The 19,440-nt window shown below is 58.1% G+C and carries 20 protein-coding genes; 5 read left to right on the top strand and 15 right to left on the bottom strand.

All coding sequences use genetic code 11. The annotated features are described in order from the left end of the window. Positions 1–48: 48 nt before the first annotated feature. The 9 genes from AADJ11_RS05825 to AADJ11_RS05785 all read right to left on the bottom strand — a co-directional run bounded on the left by AADJ11_RS05825 (position 49) and on the right by AADJ11_RS05785 (position 7,817). Positions 49–1,098, bottom strand: coding sequence for a c-type cytochrome (locus AADJ11_RS05825; RefSeq protein ID WP_341233581.1), 1,050 nt, complete (start codon positions 1,096–1,098; stop codon positions 49–51). Then, positions 1,082–2,353 (bottom strand): sulfite dehydrogenase, encoded by a 1,272-nt coding sequence (soxC, locus tag AADJ11_RS05820; protein WP_341233580.1) that lies wholly within the window; start codon positions 2,351–2,353, stop codon positions 1,082–1,084. Before soxC ends, AADJ11_RS05825 begins: the two co-directional genes overlap by 17 nt. A 35-nt stretch (positions 2,354–2,388) precedes the next feature. Continuing rightward, positions 2,389–4,092 (bottom strand): thiosulfohydrolase SoxB, encoded by a 1,704-nt coding sequence (gene soxB, locus AADJ11_RS05815; protein ID WP_341233674.1) that lies wholly within the window; start codon positions 4,090–4,092, stop codon positions 2,389–2,391. 97 nt (positions 4,093–4,189) lie between these two features. Further along, positions 4,190–5,044 (bottom strand): sulfur oxidation c-type cytochrome SoxA, encoded by an 855-nt coding sequence (gene soxA / locus AADJ11_RS05810; protein ID WP_341233579.1) that lies wholly within the window; start codon positions 5,042–5,044, stop codon positions 4,190–4,192. A gap of 27 nt (positions 5,045–5,071) precedes the next feature. Then, positions 5,072–5,401 (bottom strand): thiosulfate oxidation carrier complex protein SoxZ, encoded by a 330-nt coding sequence (soxZ, locus tag AADJ11_RS05805; RefSeq protein ID WP_341233578.1) that lies wholly within the window; start codon positions 5,399–5,401, stop codon positions 5,072–5,074. A gap of 22 nt (positions 5,402–5,423) precedes the next feature. Then, entirely contained in the window at positions 5,424–5,843 is a 420-nt protein-coding gene (gene soxY, locus AADJ11_RS05800; RefSeq protein WP_341233577.1) for a thiosulfate oxidation carrier protein SoxY, read from the bottom strand. Positions 5,844–5,880: 37 nt separating this feature from the next. After that, a complete protein-coding gene (gene soxX / locus AADJ11_RS05795; RefSeq protein ID WP_341233576.1) occupies positions 5,881–6,354 on the bottom strand; it encodes a sulfur oxidation c-type cytochrome SoxX in 474 nt (157 codons plus the stop codon). Between the two features lie 130 nt (positions 6,355–6,484). Further along, a complete protein-coding gene (locus tag AADJ11_RS05790; RefSeq protein WP_341233575.1) occupies positions 6,485–7,051 on the bottom strand; it encodes a thioredoxin family protein in 567 nt (188 codons plus the stop codon). Between the two features lie 25 nt (positions 7,052–7,076). Beyond that, positions 7,077–7,817 (bottom strand): cytochrome c biogenesis protein CcdA, encoded by a 741-nt coding sequence (locus tag AADJ11_RS05785; protein WP_341233574.1) that lies wholly within the window; start codon positions 7,815–7,817, stop codon positions 7,077–7,079. Positions 7,818–7,888: 71 nt separating this feature from the next. Here AADJ11_RS05785 and AADJ11_RS05780 point away from each other — a divergent pair, with 71 nt between their 5' ends. From AADJ11_RS05780 to AADJ11_RS05770, 3 genes are all read left to right on the top strand, one after another. Then, a complete protein-coding gene (locus AADJ11_RS05780) occupies positions 7,889–8,266 on the top strand; it encodes a hypothetical protein (protein WP_341233673.1) in 378 nt (125 codons plus the stop codon). Between the two features lie 69 nt (positions 8,267–8,335). Next, positions 8,336–8,671 (top strand): metalloregulator ArsR/SmtB family transcription factor, encoded by a 336-nt coding sequence (locus tag AADJ11_RS05775; RefSeq protein ID WP_093917001.1) that lies wholly within the window; start codon positions 8,336–8,338, stop codon positions 8,669–8,671. A gap of 6 nt (positions 8,672–8,677) precedes the next feature. Continuing rightward, the gene (locus AADJ11_RS05770; RefSeq protein WP_341233573.1) at positions 8,678–9,754 is read left to right on the top strand and encodes a YeeE/YedE family protein; all 1,077 of its coding nucleotides are present in this window, start codon (positions 8,678–8,680) and stop codon (positions 9,752–9,754) included. Between the two features lie 22 nt (positions 9,755–9,776). Here AADJ11_RS05770 and AADJ11_RS05765 read toward each other — a convergent pair whose 3' ends face one another. Then, positions 9,777–9,992 (bottom strand): DUF2945 domain-containing protein, encoded by a 216-nt coding sequence (locus AADJ11_RS05765; RefSeq protein ID WP_341233572.1) that lies wholly within the window; start codon positions 9,990–9,992, stop codon positions 9,777–9,779. A gap of 153 nt (positions 9,993–10,145) precedes the next feature. On the opposite strand from AADJ11_RS05765, the gene AADJ11_RS05760 reads away from it, so the two are divergent. Together AADJ11_RS05760 and rpe are read left to right on the top strand one after the other, a co-directional pair. Then, a complete protein-coding gene (locus AADJ11_RS05760; RefSeq protein WP_341233571.1) occupies positions 10,146–13,349 on the top strand; it encodes a 4Fe-4S double cluster binding domain-containing protein in 3,204 nt (1,067 codons plus the stop codon). A gap of 183 nt (positions 13,350–13,532) precedes the next feature. Next, positions 13,533–14,222: a ribulose-phosphate 3-epimerase gene (rpe, locus tag AADJ11_RS05755; RefSeq protein WP_341233570.1), complete on the top strand. Its 690-nt coding sequence runs from the start codon at positions 13,533–13,535 to the stop codon at positions 14,220–14,222. An 84-nt stretch (positions 14,223–14,306) separates the two neighbouring features. Here rpe and AADJ11_RS05750 read toward each other — a convergent pair whose 3' ends face one another. The 5 genes from AADJ11_RS05750 to AADJ11_RS05730 all read right to left on the bottom strand — a co-directional run bounded on the left by AADJ11_RS05750 (position 14,307) and on the right by AADJ11_RS05730 (position 19,392). Then, a complete protein-coding gene (locus tag AADJ11_RS05750) occupies positions 14,307–15,800 on the bottom strand; it encodes a class I adenylate-forming enzyme family protein (protein WP_341233569.1) in 1,494 nt (497 codons plus the stop codon). A 77-nt stretch (positions 15,801–15,877) separates the two neighbouring features. Then, positions 15,878–16,651 carry an enoyl-CoA hydratase family protein gene (locus AADJ11_RS05745; RefSeq protein WP_341233568.1) on the bottom strand — a complete coding sequence of 258 codons (774 nt, stop codon included), beginning with the start codon at positions 16,649–16,651 and terminating at the stop codon, positions 15,878–15,880. Beyond that, positions 16,648–17,076: a PaaI family thioesterase gene (locus AADJ11_RS05740; protein ID WP_093916996.1), complete on the bottom strand. Its 429-nt coding sequence runs from the start codon at positions 17,074–17,076 to the stop codon at positions 16,648–16,650. Before AADJ11_RS05740 ends, AADJ11_RS05745 begins: the two co-directional genes overlap by 4 nt. After that, positions 17,057–18,190: an acyl-CoA dehydrogenase gene (locus AADJ11_RS05735; protein WP_341233567.1), complete on the bottom strand. Its 1,134-nt coding sequence runs from the start codon at positions 18,188–18,190 to the stop codon at positions 17,057–17,059. Before AADJ11_RS05735 ends, AADJ11_RS05740 begins: the two co-directional genes overlap by 20 nt. Beyond that, a complete protein-coding gene (locus AADJ11_RS05730; RefSeq protein ID WP_341233566.1) occupies positions 18,187–19,392 on the bottom strand; it encodes an acyl-CoA dehydrogenase family protein in 1,206 nt (401 codons plus the stop codon). Before AADJ11_RS05730 ends, AADJ11_RS05735 begins: the two co-directional genes overlap by 4 nt. Positions 19,393–19,440: the final 48 nt, after the last annotated feature.

Raw genomic sequence — 19,440 nt, 5'->3', positions numbered from 1 at the left:
GCGGCATAGGTCGCGCGGGCTATCGCTGCGCGACCTTTACTGCGCCGATCAGTCCGCTGTGAAAGTCGCGAGGTAGGCGATAACTGCCTCGATATCCGCATCTTTCTTGAGGCCAGCGAAACCCATCTTGGTCTTTTTGATGTATTTTTTGGGGCCTGCCAAAAACGCGGCGAGGGTTTCATCGTTCCAGACCAAACCTTCTTCGGCTTTTTCCTTGAGCGCCTTGGAATATTTAAACCCGTCAATGTGACCAGCAGCGGCACCAACCACACCGTTCAGGATTGGCCCTGACCGGTTCTTGGCACCATCACCGACCTGGTGGCATGCTTTGCACTTGCGGAATACCTTTTCCCCTGCAGCGATCAAGGCGGGGTCAACAGCGGCCACTTCCGGCTCGGGTGCTGGCTGCGGTTCGGCTGTTGCGGCGGGTTCGGCTGCTGGTTCTTCTGCGGCAGCCTCGGCGGTTTCCTCTTCCGGGGTCACATCCAGAACCAGCGCGCGCATGGTGACTTCGACGCTGTCTTTGCAATCGGTCATGCAGGGTTCGCCAGACCAGATCGCGACCTCGGTTTCCATCCGGTCATCCAGAATGAACCCGTCGGCGTTTGGCATTTTCACGTCCAGAAACGTTTCCTTGGACAGCACGAAATCATCTTCGATCAAGTCGTTGGAATACAGGATGTAAGCGACGATCGCATAGGTCTCGTCAGCCGTCAGCGTACCGGCGTTGCCATAGGGCATTGAACGGCGGATGTAGTCAAAGCTGGTCGACAGATAAGGCCAATACGACCCCACGGTTTTCAGAGGGTCTTCGTGGTCCAGCGTATCCATACCGCCGGCCAGTTTCGGCCAGTTGCCGATCCCTTCTGCGAAATCGCCGTGGCAGGCGGCACATTTGGCGGCAAAGATTTCTTCGCCAACAATCGCGTCCCCTTGGCCTTCGGGCAGGCCCGTGCCATCGGGGTGAACGTCCAAATTCCAGGCCGCAATTTCTTCGGGCAATGCTGCGCGGCCCAAACCATAGGTCTGCGCAACCGCTGGCAGCGCCAGCATTGTGGCAACCGCACCGACAGAGAGTGTTTTAAGAAACTTCGACATTTTCAGCCTCCCCATTCGGGCGCACCCACCAGGTTTGAATACAGTTGTTGTGATAGATCGAATTCAGCCCGCGTACCTCGCGCAGTTGCGTTTTTGTAGGCTGCACATATCCGGTTTCATCCATCGCGCGGCTTTGTAGGAACATTTCCTCGCCGTCCCAATCAACGTCGAGGTAAAAGCGGGTCAGCGCCATCTTCTCGCCGGGCTTGGCCAAGCGCGCGGTTTCCCACGTTTTGCCGCCATCCTTGGACACGTCCACGCGGGTGATCGCGCCGCGTCCTGACCATGCAAGGCCAGTGATGACCAACGGACCCTTGCCGTGGGTGATCGGTGCCTGCGGGCTGGGCGAGGTGACGACGGATTTCGCGTCCATCTCCCATGTCCATTTGCGGCTGATACCGTTGGCCAGCGTGTCGGTGTATTTGCTGGTTTCTTCGCGGCTTTCGACCGGGGCATCGGTGACTTCGATACGGCGGATCCATTTGACCCACATGTTGCCTTCCCAACCGGGCACGACGAGGCGCACAGGATATCCGTGTTCTTTGCGCAGCGCCTCGCCGTTGGCTTTGAACGCAACCAGAACGTCGTCCAGTGCCTTTTCCATCGGGATCGACCGCCCGTTCGACGACGCATCAGCGCCTTCGACGAACACCCATTTGCCAGCGGTGTCATAGCCCGCTTCTTCCAGCAGGGTGCGCAGCGGCACGCCGGTATATTCCATGTTGTGGATCATGCCATGGGTGAACTGCGCGCCATTCAACTGCGCGCCGGCCCATTCCATGCCGGTGTTGGCGGCGCATTCCAGAAAATAGGTGTGGTTTTCGCGCGGAAAGCGTTCGAGATCGGCATAGGTAAACACCAGCGGACGATCGACCAAGCCGTTGATCATCAACCGGTAGTCTTCCTTCTTCAGCTCGATCGCACCGGAATGGTGACGCTCGAACGCGCAGCCTTGGGGCGTGATCGTGCCGTCCAGCGCATGGATCGGCGTAAAGTTGATCGAACTGACCGTGTCGGCCGTCAGCCATTCCACCGTGCGGCGAACGACATCTTTTTCATACTCGATCGGCAGACCGTAAGGCGCGGCATCAACGCCGTCCCCAAAGGATTGCGCCCAGTCTTGGGTTTCCGTGATCAGCGGATCAGGCGTTTGCGCGCGCGCAGATCCGGCGGCCAATGCGCCAACCCCTGCGGTTGCCGCGCCACGCAAGAACGCACGCCGGTTCGTTTTTTTGACTTCAAAGGTGTCTGACATGACAAACCCCTCCCTCTTTTTGATTGATGTCGGCGTTAGACGCCGTCGACGGTTACGCTGGTATTTTCGCCAAGCGAAACGGTACCCAGTTTGCGGATATGGCTTTCGACAACATCCCAAATTGGCGGACCTTCGGTGCCTTGGTTAACGCTGGCCCAACCGGCAACCTGATAGGTCTTGGCGGGGTCGATCAGCTCTCCTGTTTTCAGCAGGGTCATTTCGGTGATGCGGCTGCCCTGCGGCTTGGTCACGTCGATCCGGTAGCCAAGGCCGCCGGTGCGCACCATATCGCCACCCTGCTGGTAATAGGGGTCAGGGTTGAACAGGTTATCGGCCACGTCTTCCAGCACGACATGCAGGAATTCGCCGGTCATTTCAGTACGGTACGCTTCGGGATAGGTCATCGAGGTGACGTTCCAGATGTCTTCGCGGGTGATGTCCTGACCGGGCAGGATCGACGGGCCCCAGCGAACGCCGGGGCTTAGCGCGATATCGGCCTCGCGCTCAGACAACAGCGCGTCGCAGATCAGATCGTCCCACGAGCCGTTGAAATTACCGCGACGGTACAGCAGCGTGTCGTCAGCGGTCTTGCCGATGACTTCGCTTAGTTGTTCGGCATAGGGCGCGCGCTGTTCGTCGATCAGGGTGGTGATCGCCTTATCCGGCGCAATCACATCCGAGAAGATCGGGATCAACTTGTGGCGGAAGCCCATCATGCGGCCATTCTGCACGTCCAGATCGACGCGGCTGACGAATTTGCCGTTTGATCCCGAGGCAACGATGATGGTTTCGCCGACCAGCACAGGTTCGGGCAGCGCGTCATGTGTGTGACCCGACAGGATTACGTCGATGCCAGTGACAATGCCAGCCATCTGTTTGTCCACGTCGAAACCATTGTGGCTAAGGCAAACGACCAGTTCAGCCCCTTTGGCGCGAACTTCGTCGACCATTTCCTGCATCCGTTCGTCGCGGATACCAAAGGTGTATTCGGGGAACATCCAACCGGGGTTGGCGATGGGCATATAGGGAAATGCCTGCCCGATAACGGCAATTTTCACGCCACCGGATTCAAAGAACTTATAGGGCGGGAACAGCTCGGTCGGCTCGTCCCATTCGGCGTCAAAGATGTTTTGGCCAAGTGCCGCAAAGGGCAGCCCTTCGACGATTTCATTCACCCGGTCAGACCCCAGCGTGAATTCCCAGTGGAATGTCATCGCATCAGGCTTGAGCGCGTTCATGACGTTAACCATGTCCTGACCTTGGGTCTGATAGCAGGTATAGCTGCCGTGCCACGTATCGCCGCCATCCAGCAGCAACGCGTCAGGGCGGTCGGCGCGGATCTGGTTGATCACTGTCGACACGCGATCAAGGCCGCCCATCTTGCCATAGCCCTGCGCCAGCGCCGAGAAATCATTATAGGTCAGCGCATAGGCCGAATGGCTGCCGTCATCGATGCCGTACAGCTTGCGGAAGTCGGCACCGGTCACATGGGGCACGGCCCCCTTGTTGCCACCTACACCGATGTTGATCGACGGTTCGCGGAAATAGATCGGTTTTAGCTGCGCGTGAATGTCGGTGATGTGGATCAGGCTGACGTTCCCAAAGGTATCAAACTCTAGCAGCTTGTCTTGGGTCAGTGCCTGCTGAGCGGCCAGCTTGCCCCAGTTACCAAAAGATGATGCCCCGTAAAGGGCGGTTGCAGCCATGCTGGCTTGGAGGAAATCACGGCGAGAGATCATGCGACTGGCCTTAATCTTACGCATTCACATGCGCATGTTTGAATAGGTTGTGGACGAAAAAGCCCGCCCCGCGAATGCAGGGCGGGGTACTGGTTAATTAGTTGCGGACGGACGGCCCTTCGACAGACAGACCGTTGCCGCGCGAACCGACATACATTTCCAGCGCCACAAACTCTGGGCTGCCGGGGTTGAATGTCTCGGCGCGTGTATCACGTACACACCCCTTGAAACGGGCATGCGCCGAATTCAGCTTGGCGTTTTTCAGACGGTAGGTTGGGAAACCATTGATCTGGCCTTGGCTCAGGTGGTCTGCGCGGATCATGTTGCCATAGTTATCTTCGTGGCAATTTGCGCAGGACAGTTCAAGCTGGCCAAAACGGGTGTAATAGATTTCCTTGCCCTGTTCCCACGTGGATTGTGCGGGACCGTCAATGGCAATATTCACAGGCATGCCACGTGACACCGACGACAACAGCGCCGTCATGTTCACCATGTCACCACCGGTGTATTTCCACTTTTCGGCACCCATGCGGTTTTCACGGCAATCGTTGATCTGCATTTCCAAGGTACGCACTTCGCCAGCGGCTTCGACGTATTTTGGATATACCGGACGGACGCCTGCCATTTCCTCGGACGCACCGTGGCAATCCGCGCAGGATTTGCCCTCGGAACCGTCAGCAGCGTTCCATTTATCTTCGGCCTTTTCGACAAAGATCATACCGGCGTTGTCGAAGTCATCGCGTTCCATGTCACGGGTTTCTTCGCCCCGAAACAACCAACCCGACATGACCTCGTCCAGCGCATCGGAAAGATGCGCAGGGGCTGCTGTGCGTGTGACGATTTCGATCTCATCATTGATGACCAGTGTATCGTCTGCTGGTTCGGCCATTGCACCTGATGCCACGAAAATCGCGGTCATGCAGGCCCCTAAACCTTTGGTGAATTTATTCATTCTTATTCCTCCCGAGAATGCAGACGCTTAACCGATTGCGATGTCTTTGCTGTCTTCATAGACGTCGCCATCATCGTCATACCAAGTAAAGGTGAACGTCCCGGCCTCAGGCACGAGGGCGTCGAATTCAAGGTATGGGTTGGTCGAGATCGCCGGCTGCAATGTGAAATCCACCACATTCTGACCATTAAAATCGCAGGTAAAGCGGTTGATGATCGAACGTGGAATTACGTTGCCGTCGCCGTCTTTGCGTTGGCCGGATTCCATTTTGTGGCTGATCAGCGTTTTGATGGTGATTGTATCACCTGCTGCAGCGGATTTTGGTACTTTGACGCGGGGTTTTACACCAGATGCCATTTCAATAATTCCTTATAAAGCCTTAGCCGCCGCAGCCGCCGATTGTCACTTTTACCGTGCTCGATGCTTTCGCAAAGGAGCCGTCAGCCAATTTGGCGATTGCCACCACGTCTTGTGTGCCCGCAAGGCGGATACGTGTGGACGCGTGTTGCGATCCGGCAAGCGGACCAAAACCAAAGGTTATAACGCCCGGTGTCGGGTTGCCCATGGCCAGAACCATAATTTCCGTCGCGCCGGGGGCGTCGACCTCAATCGGCACTGTGTTGCCGTTTTCAGCAATCTCGGGCGCGGTAAGTGTCACACCTGTGTCTGCCAATTCTGCGCCACCGGTAAAGGCAGCAATCGCGTCTTCGCCTGCGGCCGCTACGGCCAGCTTTGGCAGCGCCAGCGCGGCAAATGCGCCTGCACCCATGACGATCGCACTACGTCTTGTGAATTCCATTGTCATACTCCTGAACAAACCCTTTTAGCGGGGCTTTTTAGTCTTTGAGGGTGGCGAGATACGCCACTACATCTTCGATTTGCTGTGCCGACAAAAGCGGCCCCAGCGTGTCATCGGCGGCTTTGCCAGTATAGGCTTTGCCCGGGCGGATATAGCCGGTGTCCTTGTAAAAGGACGGCATCATCGTACCCTCGAACATCATCTTGGCGTTTGCCACGATCCCGCGCAGCTCTGCCTCGCTCCAACGGTCGCCAGCGCCATCAAGCGCGGGGCCGATCATACCTTGGAATGCAATATCCGGCAGCGCGCTGACTTCGTGGCACGCCACGCAGTTGCCCAGCTTTTTGCTGCCAACGATTTTCGCACCCTCTTCAGCGTTGCCAGCCACACCGGTCAAAGACATTGCGACAGCCCCGTCTTCATAGCTGACGGCAGTTGGTTCGACTTCGGCTGCGAATGCGCTTGTGGTGACAGCAACGGACGCCACCAAGGCGTATATTGAAACTCTCATGTGTCCTCCCAAAGACTCTTATTTGTATACCAGCGTAGACCCACCGCCATATTGACGCAACTATAAATTCGCTTTTGTGAATTTTAAATTGATTTTAAACTAGCAGTATGTGGTCTTACGCACCGGTAAGTTAGTCGTTCTGTTCAGCCATTTTGCGGGCAAGATATTTTTGAAACGGCTCGTCGCCCTCATATTCTTTATCGACAACCCATTGAAGCATATTGAAAGTCGTCCCCGGCCCAAAGGCCCCCGGCACCGTTGCAACAGCGGCCTGCGCGGCGGTTTGATCCTCGTCCACATCCTGCGGCAAGAACACCAGCGTCGGGGTGAACATCATCCCCCATTTACGCACCATGTCTTTTTCAGACAGCGATTCCCCATCGAAATCCGTCACCTCGACGTCGCCGAACATGTTGATCTGCACGACAAAGAAATGCTCTTTCAGATAGCTATCAATCTTGGGAAGGGGAAACACCTCTTGGTGCATCTTCGTACAGTAAATGCAGCCGCGCTGTTCAACCGTCAGCATCAGGCGTTTGCCCTCGGCATTGGCTTCGGCCAGATCCTCGCGCAGATCCTTGAACGTGTCGCGCATCCATTCGGTTTTGTGCAGGCCATCATCACCCAATTCGACAGCATATGCCGACCCGGCAAGGGCCAGTGAAACAACGGTCAGGCAGGCTTTCAAAAGTTTCATTTTAGATACTCCTGTTTATCCAAGCTCATCCGATGTTGCCGAAAACCGGAAAGGTCTCCAGCATCCATTGGGCGATATAATTCACTGAATTCGTGGCGATCAGCACGCCGAAAAGGACCAGCAAAGCACCCATGATTTTCTCAACCGTGCCAAGATGCTGGCGAAACCGTGCCATCCAACGCATGAACGGGCCGATGAACATCGCAGCAAGAACAAAGGGGGCTGTCATGCCGACCCCATAGGTGAAGAGCAGCAGCGCACCGTTGGTTGCCGTGTCCGTCCCCGCCGCAGTAAACAAGATCGCCGCCAGCACCGGGCCCACGCAAGGGGTCCAACCGAATGCAAAGGCAAGGCCGATAACATAGGCACCGATCAGGCTGCTCGCCTTGGTATCCCCCGCATCAGCACGAAACTGGCGGTACAAGATGCCGATGCGGATCACCCCCAGGAAATGCAGCCCCATGGCGATGATAACCGCAGCAGCGATCCAGCGCAGATAGTCAAAATATTCCCGCACGACTTGACCAAAACTGGAGGCCGCAGCGCCCAGCCCCATGAAAATCGTGATCACCCCAGCGGCAAAAAACAACGATGCCAGCACAGCGCGGCGGCGCACTGACGCATCGACGGGACCATCAGCGGTGATCTGGTTCATCCCGACGCCTGCCAGATAGCTAAGATAAAAGGGCACGATCGGCAGAATGCACGGTGACAGAAAGGACAATAATCCAGCAACCGCCGCACCGATGAATGTAATTTCAAGCATATTGGCCGCCTTTATCTTGTGCCATGCACATATTCGCATTATGTTATGCGAAATCAATAGGTCTTTTAATGATACGCATCCGCGCGATCCTTTTTGCATTTCTCGCCCTGATCATCGCGTCAGGACAGGCCATGGCCGAGGTGTCCCTCGTCATGGTCGAGGAAAAGGGCTGCATCTGGTGCGCCCGCTGGAACGAAGAAATCGCGCCAATCTATCCCAAGACCCAAGCCGGAAAAACCGCACCGCTGCGCCGGATTGATATCAGGGCCGACGTGCCATCCGATCTTCACTTTGAGCGTAGCTTGCGGTTCACGCCGACCTTCGTTTTGATGCAAGACGGGCAAGAAATTTCGCGCATCGAAGGATACCCCGGAGAGGATTTCTTTTGGGGAGTATTGGAAAAAATGATGTTTGATGCCAAACTAATGCAGCCACCAAACGGAAGCTAAGGCCCAGCCGCTGCGTTGGATCGACCAAAGCAGTTTTTAATGTGACTGAAATACTGAGGAAAACATCCTGTGGGTCTACCCGTTTTTGACAAGAATATGTGTGCCGAAGACCTCGACAAGATGGCGTCGAATGCGGTGCAAGCGTCCAACTTTCTAAAGGCCATCAGCCATGAAGGCCGGTTGATGATCCTGTGCCATCTGGCGTCGGGCGAAAAATCCGTGACCGAATTGGAAGAACTGTTGTCTGCCCGGCAGGCCGCAGTGTCCCAACAGCTTTCACGCCTGCGGCTTGAAGGTTTGGTGATCCCGCGCAGGGACGGCAAAACCATCTATTACCGGCTTGCCGATGATCGGCCCAAGCAGATCATGGAAGTCGTCTATGATCTGTTCTGCCGCGCCGATTGATCTGACATGACCGGTATTGGCGCGCTGCTGTTGGATCGATTTTCCGAACCGACGCTGATGGCCTTTGCCGGATTATTTGGCGGCATCCTGCTGGGGCTCGCCGCCCGCCTTGGCCGGTTTTGCACCTTGGGCGCTATCGAAGATTTATACTACGGCGCAACCTCAACCCGTTTTGCCATGTGGGGCATTGCCCTTGGCGTCGCGCTGATCGGTGCATTCGGGCTGTCCGCTGGTGGCCTGCTGAACATGACCGACACGCTATACCTGTCGCTGGCATGGAACCCGTGGGCCAGCATCATCGGGGGCTTGGTTTTCGGCTATGGCATGGCGATTGCAGGCAATTGTGGCTACGGCGCGCTGGCCCGAATGGGCTGCGGCGATTTGCGGTCGTTCATGATTGTGATCGTCATGGGCGTGTCCGCCTATGTGGCACTTGGTGGGCCGCTCTCTGGCCTGCGGCTGATGCTCTTCCCGATGGCCGAGGCTGGCGTGACGCCCCCAGGCATTGCCCATCTGATCGCGCGGCATCTGCCCGTAGATATGCATCTCGTGGGCCTTGCGGTGGGTGGGTTGCTGATCGCGGGAACCCTGCTGCACAAGGGGCTTCGCGAAAGCCCGGCATCAATCCTGTGGGGTGTGGTTGTGGGCGTCGCCATCGTTTCGGGTTGGGCCGCGACGCAATGGATCACCGCACACGGTTTTGACCGCAGCATCATCATCTCGCACACCTTTACCGCGCCAGTGGGCGAGACATTGCTGTACCTCATGACATCCTCCGGCAACACGATCAGCTTCGGCACAGGATCGGTTGTCGGCGTCGTTCTAGGCGCACTGGCCGGTTGCCTGATCAAGGGCCATATGCGGTGGGAAGCCTGCGAAGACCCCCGCGAATTGCGCCGTCAGATTGGCGGGGCGGTCCTGATGGGCTTTGGTGCCGTGGTGGCTGTTGGATGCAGCGTTGGTCAGGGATTATCGGCGTTTTCGGTCCTGGCCTACAGCGCGCCGGTGACATTGGCCTGCATTGTTTTAGGGGCCTTGATCGGGCTGCGGCAACTGGTCGAGGGGTTTCGCCCGATTGGGTAGGTCCAGCGGCCTGCGATAGCGCTCAGGCAACGTCCACTTCCGAAGATAGCTTTAACACCTCGTCGCCGTCCTCCTGTTCGATCAACAACGCAGGATCATCCTTGGTGCCATTGCGTGTGACCTCGGTGCCTTTCAAGCTGCGCGTAATGCTTTTGGCGTATGTCTTTTGCACCGCCCCACTGGCCGTGCCTTGCCCCCAGTTCCAAGTGACTTTGGTCCCTTGCGAAATCTCTGCCATCTGTGTTTCCTTTTCAGTGCCGCTGCCGTCCCCCGAGGGACCATTGGTAGAAGAACGAGGGTCGGCGCAGATCGGTTCCCAGCACGGCTGTTTCGCGCAATTGTGCGATCTTTGCACTGTCATTTCCGCAGCCCCAATGTCACGATCACCGCCATGAAGATATTCTCCGGCAAATCCCGTCCCGTGCATCTTGGTCCCTACCCGCTCGAGCGGCTGCGCAGGGAAACCAAGCCACATGTGGATTTGCCAGATTTGACGTTTCCCAAAGTCTCGTTTTCAGCGTCCCACAGCCCCGAAAGCATCGTTAACGCGATGGGGCCGTTTCAGGCGATGATGGATGCGCTGCGATCGGGGGCGGTGAACAGCGCACCCGCCGACATCCCCGATGATCCGGTCGAACGCGCACAGCACCTCAAGGCCTTTGGCTATTACAACGATGCCTCCATGATGGGGGTTTGTGCCCTGCCGCAAAGCGCCATTTTATCCGACCCTCGGAAGAACCCTGATGTCACGGCGCTGGTGGACGACCTAAAGCATCGTCAGACCACGACCCTTGCCACTGGCATTGACGCGATCATGGCCGACCTGCGTGATACTGCGGGCGCAGATGCTGGCACGGTTGCACACCATACCCATGCGATTGTTGTGCTGGTCGTCTACCCCCGCGACCCGTCCAAGGACGAAGCTGGCAGCGACTGGATCACCGATGCGCAGGCGCAACGGGCGTCCCTGCGCGCCGCCGAAAATGCGACGGTGCTCGCCGAATATATCCGCATCCTCGGCTTTGACGCCCGCGCCCATTCGGTGACCTCCAGCGATGTGCACCTCCCCAAACTGGCGTTGGCGGCAGGCCTAGCGGTTATGCAAGACGGCACCCCCTGCGCGCCATGGCTGGGCCAGCGCTATGGCCTTGCGGCGATTACGACCGATATGGCTATGGCCCCCGACCTGCCGCTTTGCCCCCTTGCGCAGCAACCCGCATCCGTGTTGCGCGGCCATGTCTGGCAGCTTGGCACCCACGGCGGGGCCAACGCACGCAGTCACGATCCCTATGCGCGGCGCGCCTTTGTCGATGGCCCGCATCCGTTTGAAACGCTCAAACGCGTAGACAACCCCACGACTTATATCGATGAAGCGAATGTGCCGCGCATCCCCAAGCGCACGGACATGTTTGCCCGCGGCCAGTTTGGCGACATGGGGCCAAAGGTACAGGACGCCATGAAAGGCGGACAACATATCGTCAAATCCGCCCCCGCATCGGCACAACGCCGATTGCTGGGCGCGCTAATCCTGCTGCAAAAAGGTACGCCCGCCCCGACCGTTCTGGAGGCAGACCCACAGCGCAACGCGGCCAACTTGAAAGCGGCGGCATATTTCCTTGGCGTCGATGCCGCGGGTTCATCTGCCTGCCCGGATTGGACATGGTACAGCCATGACGCCACCGGCACCCCTATCGTGCCGCCCCACGATCAATCGCTTGGGTTGATCATCGATCAAGGCTTTGAGACGATGGAGGGCGCATCCGGCGATGACTGGATCAGCACCGCCCAATCCATGCGCGCCTATCTGCGATTTTCGGTGCTGGGCGGCATTCTGGCACAGCATTTGCGCAACCTTGGTTTCGACGCCAAGGCACATACGGTGATGGATGGCGATGTGTTGCAGCCGCCGCTTTTGCTGTTGTCCGGCCTGGGCGAGGTCAGCCGGATCGGCGAGGTGATCCTGAACCCGTTCCTTGGCCCGCGTCTAAAATCCGGCATTGTGACCCACACCATGCCCGTGACCCATGACAAACCCATCGATTTCGGCCTGCAAAAATTCTGCGAGGCCTGCAATAAATGCGCCCGCGAATGCCCGTCAGGTGCGATCACGGCAGGCCCGAAAAAGATGTTTAACGGCTACGAGATTTGGAAATCAGACAGTCAGAAATGCGCCACCTACCGGATCACCAACAAAGGCGGCTCCATGTGTGGGCGCTGCATGAAAACCTGCCCTTGGAACCTCGAAGGGCTGTTCGCCGAGGCCCCCTTTCGCTGGGCGGCCAGCACCATCCCCGCCGCCGCACCCCTGTTGGCGCGGCTGGATGATGCCTTGGGCCGCGGCGGGCTAAACCCCGTCAAGAAATGGTGGTGGGACATCGAGCACCAGCGCAGCGGCGCGGTGACTGCCCCCACCCATCCAGTCAATGCCCGCGACCTCCAGCCCAACTTGAAACTGCGGGCCGAGGATCAGACATTGGCCGTCTACCCGGCCCCGCTTGCCCCGCATCCGTGGCCCTATCCTGACCCGATGAACCGCGAGGCGGGGATCAAGGCCCATGCCGCCCTGCTTACCGCAGACGAACACCGCGCCCGCAACGCCGCAGGGGCAACCGATCATTTGCATCTTTATGATGCGGGCACAGATACGCCAGTGCTGGATCTGCGCATCGGACGCGTCCAACAGCTAAGCGCCGCAGTCACCCTCTATGATCTGGTGCACCCGGACGGCCACGACCTTCCGGAATGGACCGCAGGCGCGCATCTTGATCTGGTGGTGGCCCCTGAATACCTGCGCCCCTATTCGCTGTTGGGCGATCCTGCTGACCGGTCCCGGTACCGCATTGCCGTCCTGCGCGAAGACGAAGGGCGCGGTGGCTCGGCGCTGCTGCACCGTATCTTCACCCAAGGGCGCCGTGTGTTTGTGTCTGCGCCCACGAACCACTTCGAACTGGTCGAAGACGCCCCGCACAATCTGTTGTTTGGCGGCGGTATCGGCATTACGCCGATGATCGCCTTTGCCCACCGCCTGCATGCAATCGGCCAGCCCTTTGATCTGCATTATTCCGCCCCGTCCCGCACGGCAGCCCCGTTTATTGACATGCTTGCTGGCGTCGCATGGGCCGACCGCGTTCACATACATCTAAGTGCTGAAAGCACCCGCGCCGATATGCCAGCCCTACTCTCGCAAGCCATCAAAGGAACCCATATCTACACCTGCGGCCCTGACGCCTATATGCAAGCGGTGATGGATGCAGGAGAGACAAACGGCCTGCCCGAGGACACCCTGCATCTGGAATATTTCGCGCCCCCCACGGTGCCCGAGTACATCAACTACCCCTTCATTCTCCACCTGACCGATGGCCGCGAAATCCCAGTCACCGCCGACCAGTCCGCCAGCGACGCGCTGATCGCCGCAGATATCAAACTGGACATCAAATGCGCCGATGGCATATGCGGTGTCTGTAAATGCAACCTGCTGTCAGGCGCGGCGGAACACCGCGATTTCGTCTTGTCCGCCAAGCAACGAGAGACCGAGATCATCCTTTGCCAATCCCGCGCGGCAGAACCAAACGGCGTATTGGAGATTGATCTATGACCCGCGCCGCTGCTGGACCCGATACAGCATTGCTGCAAAATCTTGGCGACGGGCACAGCGACGACTATGAAACCTGACCCTGATTTCCAAATGGTCTAAAATCCTCGCCGAAGGCTCCGCCGATTGCCACCAGCGCTGTCAGCGCTTATATCGCGGCTAACCCTCCCAATAAGGCCAGCAAAAATGACATTCGACCGTTCTATCAAAATCGCCCCCTCCATCCTTGCCGCTGATTTCGCAAATTTCGGGGCCGAGTGCGAGGCTATTGAGGCGCAAGGTGCCGATTGGGTTCATGTCGATGTGATGGATGGGCATTTCGTACCCAATATCAGCTTTGGCCCCACCACCTGTGCTGCCATCCGCCCGCATATCAAGGGCATCATGGATGTGCATCTGATGATCGCCCCCGTTGATCCCTATATCGATGCCTTTGCAAATGCCGGTGCCGATTTTATCACCGCCCATGTCGAGGCTGGGCCGCATATTCACCGCACCTTGCAGGCGATCCGTGGTGCGGGTGCCAAGGCGGGCGTGGCGCTGAACCCCGGCACGCCAGCCTCGGCTGTCGAACACCTGCTGGATATCACCGATCTGGTTTGCGTAATGACGGTAAACCCCGGCTTTGGCGGGCAGAAATTCATCGACATGTCAGACAAGATCAAAACGCTGCGTGCGATGATTGGCGACCGTCCGATCCATATCGAAATTGATGGCGGCGTTGATGTGAACACAGCCCCCACTGTCGCACAGGCGGGTGCCGATGTTCTCGTTGCAGGCTCTGCCGTGTTCCGGGGCGGGTCCGTGTCGAACCCCGGCCCATACGGCGATAACATCCGTGCGATCCGCGAAGCGGCGACAGGTGTGTACGTCTAAACGCTAAGCGACACCGAGACTAAGAAAGAAAAAGGCCGGTGCCCCAATACAGGGCCCGGCCTTTCTTGTGTGATGCGAACCGGCTTAGGCCATTTGATCTTTGAACGTCTCAAGCAGCTTGTGCTTCAGGATCTTGCCCGTTGGCGCGGCCGGAAGGGCGGTGCCAATGATGATGTGCTTGGGTCGTTTATAGCCGGTCAACCGCTCGCGCACGAAAGCGCGCAGGTCGTCGGGGTCTAGGCTATCCCCTTCAGCGATTTGCACAAAGGCCAGCACTTCTTCATCGCCATCTTTGCTGCGGCCAATCACGGCGGATTGGATCACTTGCGGATGGTCGTTGATCGCGGCTTCGACCTCGGGTGGATAAACGTTGAACCCGCCGTGAATGATCAGCTCTTTCGAGCGGCCCAGAATGTGCAGGAAACCGTTCTCGTCCAGCTTGCCCAGATCGCCGGTGCGCAGCCAGCCGTCCGCGTCGACCACTTTCGCGGTCTCGGTCGGGTTTTTGTAATAGCCCTTCATGATCTGTGGCCCACGGGTCATCACTTCGCCCGTACCAACACCACCGCCTTCGACTGTGTCATCAATCTTGACCTCAATCCCCGCCAGCGGCGGGCCGACGGACACGTCGGGCGATCCGATCGGGTTCGAGGTCGCGGATGTACCGGCGGCGGTTTCGGTCATGCCATAGCCGTTCTGGATGGCGACGCCGTAAAACCCTTCGGCCTTGCGTTTCCATGCAGGATCAAGCGGTGCCGCCCCAGACGAGACATAGCGCAGCGTTTTTGAGTTCAGATGCGTCAGGCCTTTTTCCTTGGTGTATTGCATCAGCAGCGCGTGCATCTGCGGCACAGCAGACAGGAAATTCACACCCGACGTCAAAGCATTATAGAGTTTCTCAGCCGAAAAACGCGCCTCTAGCCGGATTTCGGCACCGACGTAGCAGGATGCAGTCAGGACCGAACACAGGCCGAACACGTGGGTCAGCGGCAACACGCCGTAAACCACATCACCCGGTGCCATGCCGCGTAGATTGGCCGAGGTCATACCGCCGAAACGCACGTTGTCGTGGGTCAGCATCACGCCCTTGGGGTCACCAGTGGTGCCCGTTGTGTAAAGCAGCACGGCAACATCGCTTAGGTCAGCGTCAGGGTTGCTGGCGATGGGCGTGGCAAGATGCATCGTTCCGAATGCGCCCGTGACTTCTTTTGCGCCCATGTTTTCGGCGTGTTTGACGGCGTCAGGCGATGCGCCCGTTGTCATCAGAATGGCCGCTGGTGTCGCGTGATCCAGAATGCGTTTTACTTCGCCTTCGGTCTGGCGCGCGTTGACCGGAATGATCACAGCCCCGGCTTTCCATGCGCCAAAGATTGTGGCCGCAGCAGCACCGCAGTTTTCAGACAACAGCAGCACACGGTCATTTGGTTTGACCCCTGCCGCCTTTAGCGTTTCAGCGATGGCATCAGCCGCCTTGCCGTAATCATTGAAGGTCCAGCTGGTCCCTACGCTGTCAGATAGCGCCTGAGCATCGCCTCGGGATGTGATTTGTTGTGCAAGATAATCCTCTACACGTGCCATAAGCTCTGCCTCCTCGCAGGTAATTTCCGCCCTTGGTCTTTTCAGACCTCAAAGCACATATTCACAGTGACCGCTTGTCAGCCGCCATAATTTGGTTTGCGTTTTTCCAAGAACGCGGCGATGCCTTCGGCGGCCTCGTCTGCGCCAGCCGCGTGGGCCATGGCGTTGCGTTCTGCATCCAGTTGCGCGGCTTCGGTCACGTCATAGCCTTGGGCCACCAGCCCCCGGATCACGGATTGCGCCTGCCGTGGCCCTTGGGCCAGACGGTCGGCATAGGCCATCGCCCCGTCCATCGCCGCACCCGGTTCAGCCAGCGCGTTAACCACGCCCAGATCATGCATACGGTCAACGGTGACAGGCAGCGCCAACAGGCACATTTCCATCGCCAACTGTCGTGGCAATGCCCGCGCCAATGACGCCGTCAGCCCGCCATCTGGCACCAGCCCCGCCTTGACATAGGCAGCCGTGAATTTGGCACCCTTCGCGGCGACGATCAGATCGCAAGCCAGTGCAAAGGACAGGCCCGCACCAGCGGCACCCCCTTCGACGGCGGCAATGACAGGTACAGGGCAGCCACGAATGGCGCGCACCACATCATGCAGTTCATCAATCTTGCTGCGGCGTTCATCTTCGGCCAGATCGCGGCGTGCGATCAATACGTTCAGATCGCCGCCAGCGCAGAAAAAATCACCCTCGGATGTCAGGATTACGGCACGTACGCGCGGTTCAGCGGCCAGTTCCACGGCCTGCGTGATGCAGGCATACAGCTCCGGCGACAGCGCGCCGCGTTTATGGGCGTTTCCGTTCCAAACGATGATCCGGTCGCCCTTGTCTTCAATCCGTGCGCTCATGTCAGTTTCTCCTGTGGGACACGTTTGAACACGCCCGTCGATGTGGCGATCACGGTGCCGTCTTCGTGGACCAGTTCGGCATCGATATACAGCAAGCTGCGCCCGCCGCCCTTGATATAGCCAGTCGCAGTCACCCGCCCCGGTTTACCCGCCGCCAAGAATTGCGTGGTCAGGGAAATCGTCAAAAACGGGTTTCTGCCGGTTGGATCGACGCTTAGCGATCCGGTCATGCCACAGGCGTTGTCCAGCAATGTGGCCGCGATACCGCCATGAAGAACCCCATGGCGGTTAAGATGTTGCGGACCCAGATCAAGGTAACAGCGCCCGTGGGCCGGATCGGATATATCAACGACATACCCGACCAGGGTTTGGGTGCCGGTCTCGTCCCGGATCAGCAGGCTTTCGTCAGGCTGCTGCAATGGCAATGTATCGCTCCAGATGGTGGTCTGTATCGCCAAAGCGGTGGTCTGACATGATGATACGCTTGGCGATATGGGCCAGTTCGTATTCCTGGGTCATGGCAATACCGCCGTGCATCTGAATGCTGTCTTCTGCAACCAGACGGCCCGCGCGACCCAGCAGGTTTTTGGCAGCAGATACGTGGCTTTCGCGGCTTTTGTATCCGGCTTCCAGATGGCCAGCAGCCACGATCACGGCAGAGCGTGCTTGCTCCATCTCGATCAGCAGATCGGACATGCGGTGCGCAAGTGCTTGGAATGTGCCGATTGGTTTGCCGAACTGTTTGCGCGTCATCAGATAGTCACGCGTCAGACGGCAAGCGGTTTCCATCGCACCCAGCGTTTCGGCGCAGATCGCAACGTTTGCCGCGGCAACGCGCGCCTCGATGGCTTTGAACGCTTTGCCTGCGTCGCCCAAACGAGCCGAGGCAGGAACGCTGACATCATCCAGCGTGATTTCCGCAGCGCGGCCACCGGCCAACAGGGCGTAGCCTTGCAATGTGACACCCTTGGCATCAGACGGAACGAGGAACAGCGAAATGCCATCTTCGTCGCCAGCATCACCGCTTTCGCGGGCCGAAACCACCAGCATGTCGGCGTTTTCAGCGTTCACAACAACAGCCTTGCGACCGTTCAACACAACGTTGTCGCCATCAACCTTGGCCGTTGTGGTAACGCGGTTCGTGTCATAGCGGCTGGCAGGTTCGCCATGGGCAAATGCCACTTGCAACGCGCCGCCGATGATTTCCTCGACATGGGCCTTTTGGTCGTCATTGCCCAAGTCAGCGATCAGACCACCACCCAGAACGGCGGTATCCAAGAACGGTTCAACCACGCCTGCGCGGCCCAACTCTTCGAACACCACAGCGATATCGAAACCAGCGCCGCCAAAGCCGCCCTGATCTTCGGTGAACAGCGCGCCGATGACGCCCAGTTCGGCAAGGCCGTTCCAGATATCAGCGGAAAAGCCTGTGTCGCTTTCAAGGATTTTGTTGCGTGTCGCGGTATCGTATTTGTCACGCAGGAAACGGCGCAAGCTGTCTTGCAGCATTTGGCGTTCTTCTGTCAGGTCGAAGTTCATGCTCCACCTCCCATCGTTGTTTTGGCAATGATCTGGCGCTGGATTTCGTTCGAGCCGCCAAAGATCGACAGTTTACGGTTGTTGAAATATTGCGCGGCCACGGGGCCGGCATTCAACGGATCAGGCAGGTTAAGGTTGGACCCTTCGATCGCCTCGGATGCGAATGGCATCGCATAGGCACCCGCAGCGCGGCGGGCCAGATCGTTGATTTCCTGACGGATGATCGTGCCTTTAACCTTGAGCATGGACGATTCAACACCCGGTGCCGCACCTGCCGCCGCCTTGGAGACGATGCGCAGGTTGGTCGTGCTCATCGCCATCAGGTCGATTTCAACCCGTGCAACACGTGCCGCAAAATGCGGGTTTTCGATCAGGGGGCGACCGCCCGCCATTTCGGCGCGCGCGATCCGTTTAACCGCAGTCAGACCCGCCTGCGAGAACCCGACGCCCGCGATATTCGTACGTTCGTGGGTCAGCAGGTACTTGGCATAGGTCCAGCCTTTGTTTTCTTCGCCGACCAGATTTTCGACAGGTACTTTCACATCCGTGAACCAAACTTCGTTCACCTCGTGGGTGCCATCCAGCAAGATGATCGGGCGCACTTCGACGCCGGGGGTTTTCATGTCGATCAACAGAAAGGAAATACCTTCTTGCTGTTTCACGGTCTTGTCAGTGCGCACCAGACAGAAAATCATGTTGGCGTGCTGGCCAAGCGTGGTCCATGTTTTCTGACCGTTAACGATGTAATGCGTGCCTTCTGCGTTCAGCACGGCTTCGGTCTTGAGCGACGCAAGGTCGGACCCGGCACCCGGCTCGGAATACCCTTGGCACCACCAGTCTTCGCCCGCCAAGAGGCGTGGCAACCAGTAATCGTTCTGCTCTTGCGAGCCGAATTTTTGCAGCACGGGGGCCAGCATGGACAGACCAAACGGCACGATGCGCGGGGCGTAATGTGCGGCGGCTTCTTCCTCAAAGATGTGACGCTGAACGGCGTTCCATTCGGCACCGCCGAATTTCTTGGGCCAGTTCGGGGCCAACCAGCCCTGCTTGTTCAGGATGGCGTGCCATTCTTCCTGACCCGCTTTGCCCAGCTCTTCCCCTTTGCGAATTTTATCGCTCATTTCCTTGGGAAGCTTTTCTTCTAGAAAGGCGCGCACTTCGGCGCGGAATGCCTTTTCTTCGTCGCTATAGCTCAGATCCATTAATCGTTCCTCCGGTTTATGTCGTTCGGGCATTGCGCCCTTGTTCAT

The sequence above is a fragment of the uncultured Sulfitobacter sp. genome, from assembly GCF_964021855.1.
In the GTDB taxonomy this organism is placed as follows: domain Bacteria; phylum Pseudomonadota; class Alphaproteobacteria; order Rhodobacterales; family Rhodobacteraceae; genus Sulfitobacter.
The sequence above is the reverse complement of the archived record's forward strand: the minus strand, read 5'-3'. Positions and strand labels throughout refer to the sequence as shown.

Bases quoted from the DNA above. Each gene is read 5' to 3' on its own strand.
- AADJ11_RS05825 (WP_341233581.1), bottom strand. From the start codon at position 1,098: ATGTCGAAGTTTCTTAAAACACTCTCTGTCGGTGCGGTTGCCACAATG.
- soxC (WP_341233580.1), bottom strand. From the start codon at position 2,353: ATGTCAGACACCTTTGAAGTCAAAAAAACGAACCGGCGTGCGTTCTTG.
- soxB (WP_341233674.1), bottom strand. From the start codon at position 4,092: ATGATCTCTCGCCGTGATTTCCTCCAAGCCAGCATGGCTGCAACCGCC.
- soxA (WP_341233579.1), bottom strand. From the start codon at position 5,044: ATGAATAAATTCACCAAAGGTTTAGGGGCCTGCATGACCGCGATTTTC.
- soxZ (WP_341233578.1), bottom strand. From the start codon at position 5,401: ATGGCATCTGGTGTAAAACCCCGCGTCAAAGTACCAAAATCCGCTGCA.
- soxY (WP_341233577.1), bottom strand. From the start codon at position 5,843: ATGGAATTCACAAGACGTAGTGCGATCGTCATGGGTGCAGGCGCATTT.
- soxX (WP_341233576.1), bottom strand. From the start codon at position 6,354: ATGAGAGTTTCAATATACGCCTTGGTGGCGTCCGTTGCTGTCACCACA.
- AADJ11_RS05790 (WP_341233575.1), bottom strand. From the start codon at position 7,051: ATGAAACTTTTGAAAGCCTGCCTGACCGTTGTTTCACTGGCCCTTGCC.
- AADJ11_RS05785 (WP_341233574.1), bottom strand. From the start codon at position 7,817: ATGCTTGAAATTACATTCATCGGTGCGGCGGTTGCTGGATTATTGTCC.
- AADJ11_RS05770 (WP_341233573.1), top strand. From the start codon at position 8,678: ATGACCGGTATTGGCGCGCTGCTGTTGGATCGATTTTCCGAACCGACG.
- AADJ11_RS05765 (WP_341233572.1), bottom strand. From the start codon at position 9,992: ATGGCAGAGATTTCGCAAGGGACCAAAGTCACTTGGAACTGGGGGCAA.
- AADJ11_RS05760 (WP_341233571.1), top strand. From the start codon at position 10,146: ATGAAGATATTCTCCGGCAAATCCCGTCCCGTGCATCTTGGTCCCTAC.
- rpe (WP_341233570.1), top strand. From the start codon at position 13,533: ATGACATTCGACCGTTCTATCAAAATCGCCCCCTCCATCCTTGCCGCT.
- AADJ11_RS05750 (WP_341233569.1), bottom strand. From the start codon at position 15,800: ATGGCACGTGTAGAGGATTATCTTGCACAACAAATCACATCCCGAGGC.
- AADJ11_RS05745 (WP_341233568.1), bottom strand. From the start codon at position 16,651: ATGAGCGCACGGATTGAAGACAAGGGCGACCGGATCATCGTTTGGAAC.
- AADJ11_RS05735 (WP_341233567.1), bottom strand. From the start codon at position 18,190: ATGAACTTCGACCTGACAGAAGAACGCCAAATGCTGCAAGACAGCTTG.
- AADJ11_RS05730 (WP_341233566.1), bottom strand. From the start codon at position 19,392: ATGGATCTGAGCTATAGCGACGAAGAAAAGGCATTCCGCGCCGAAGTG.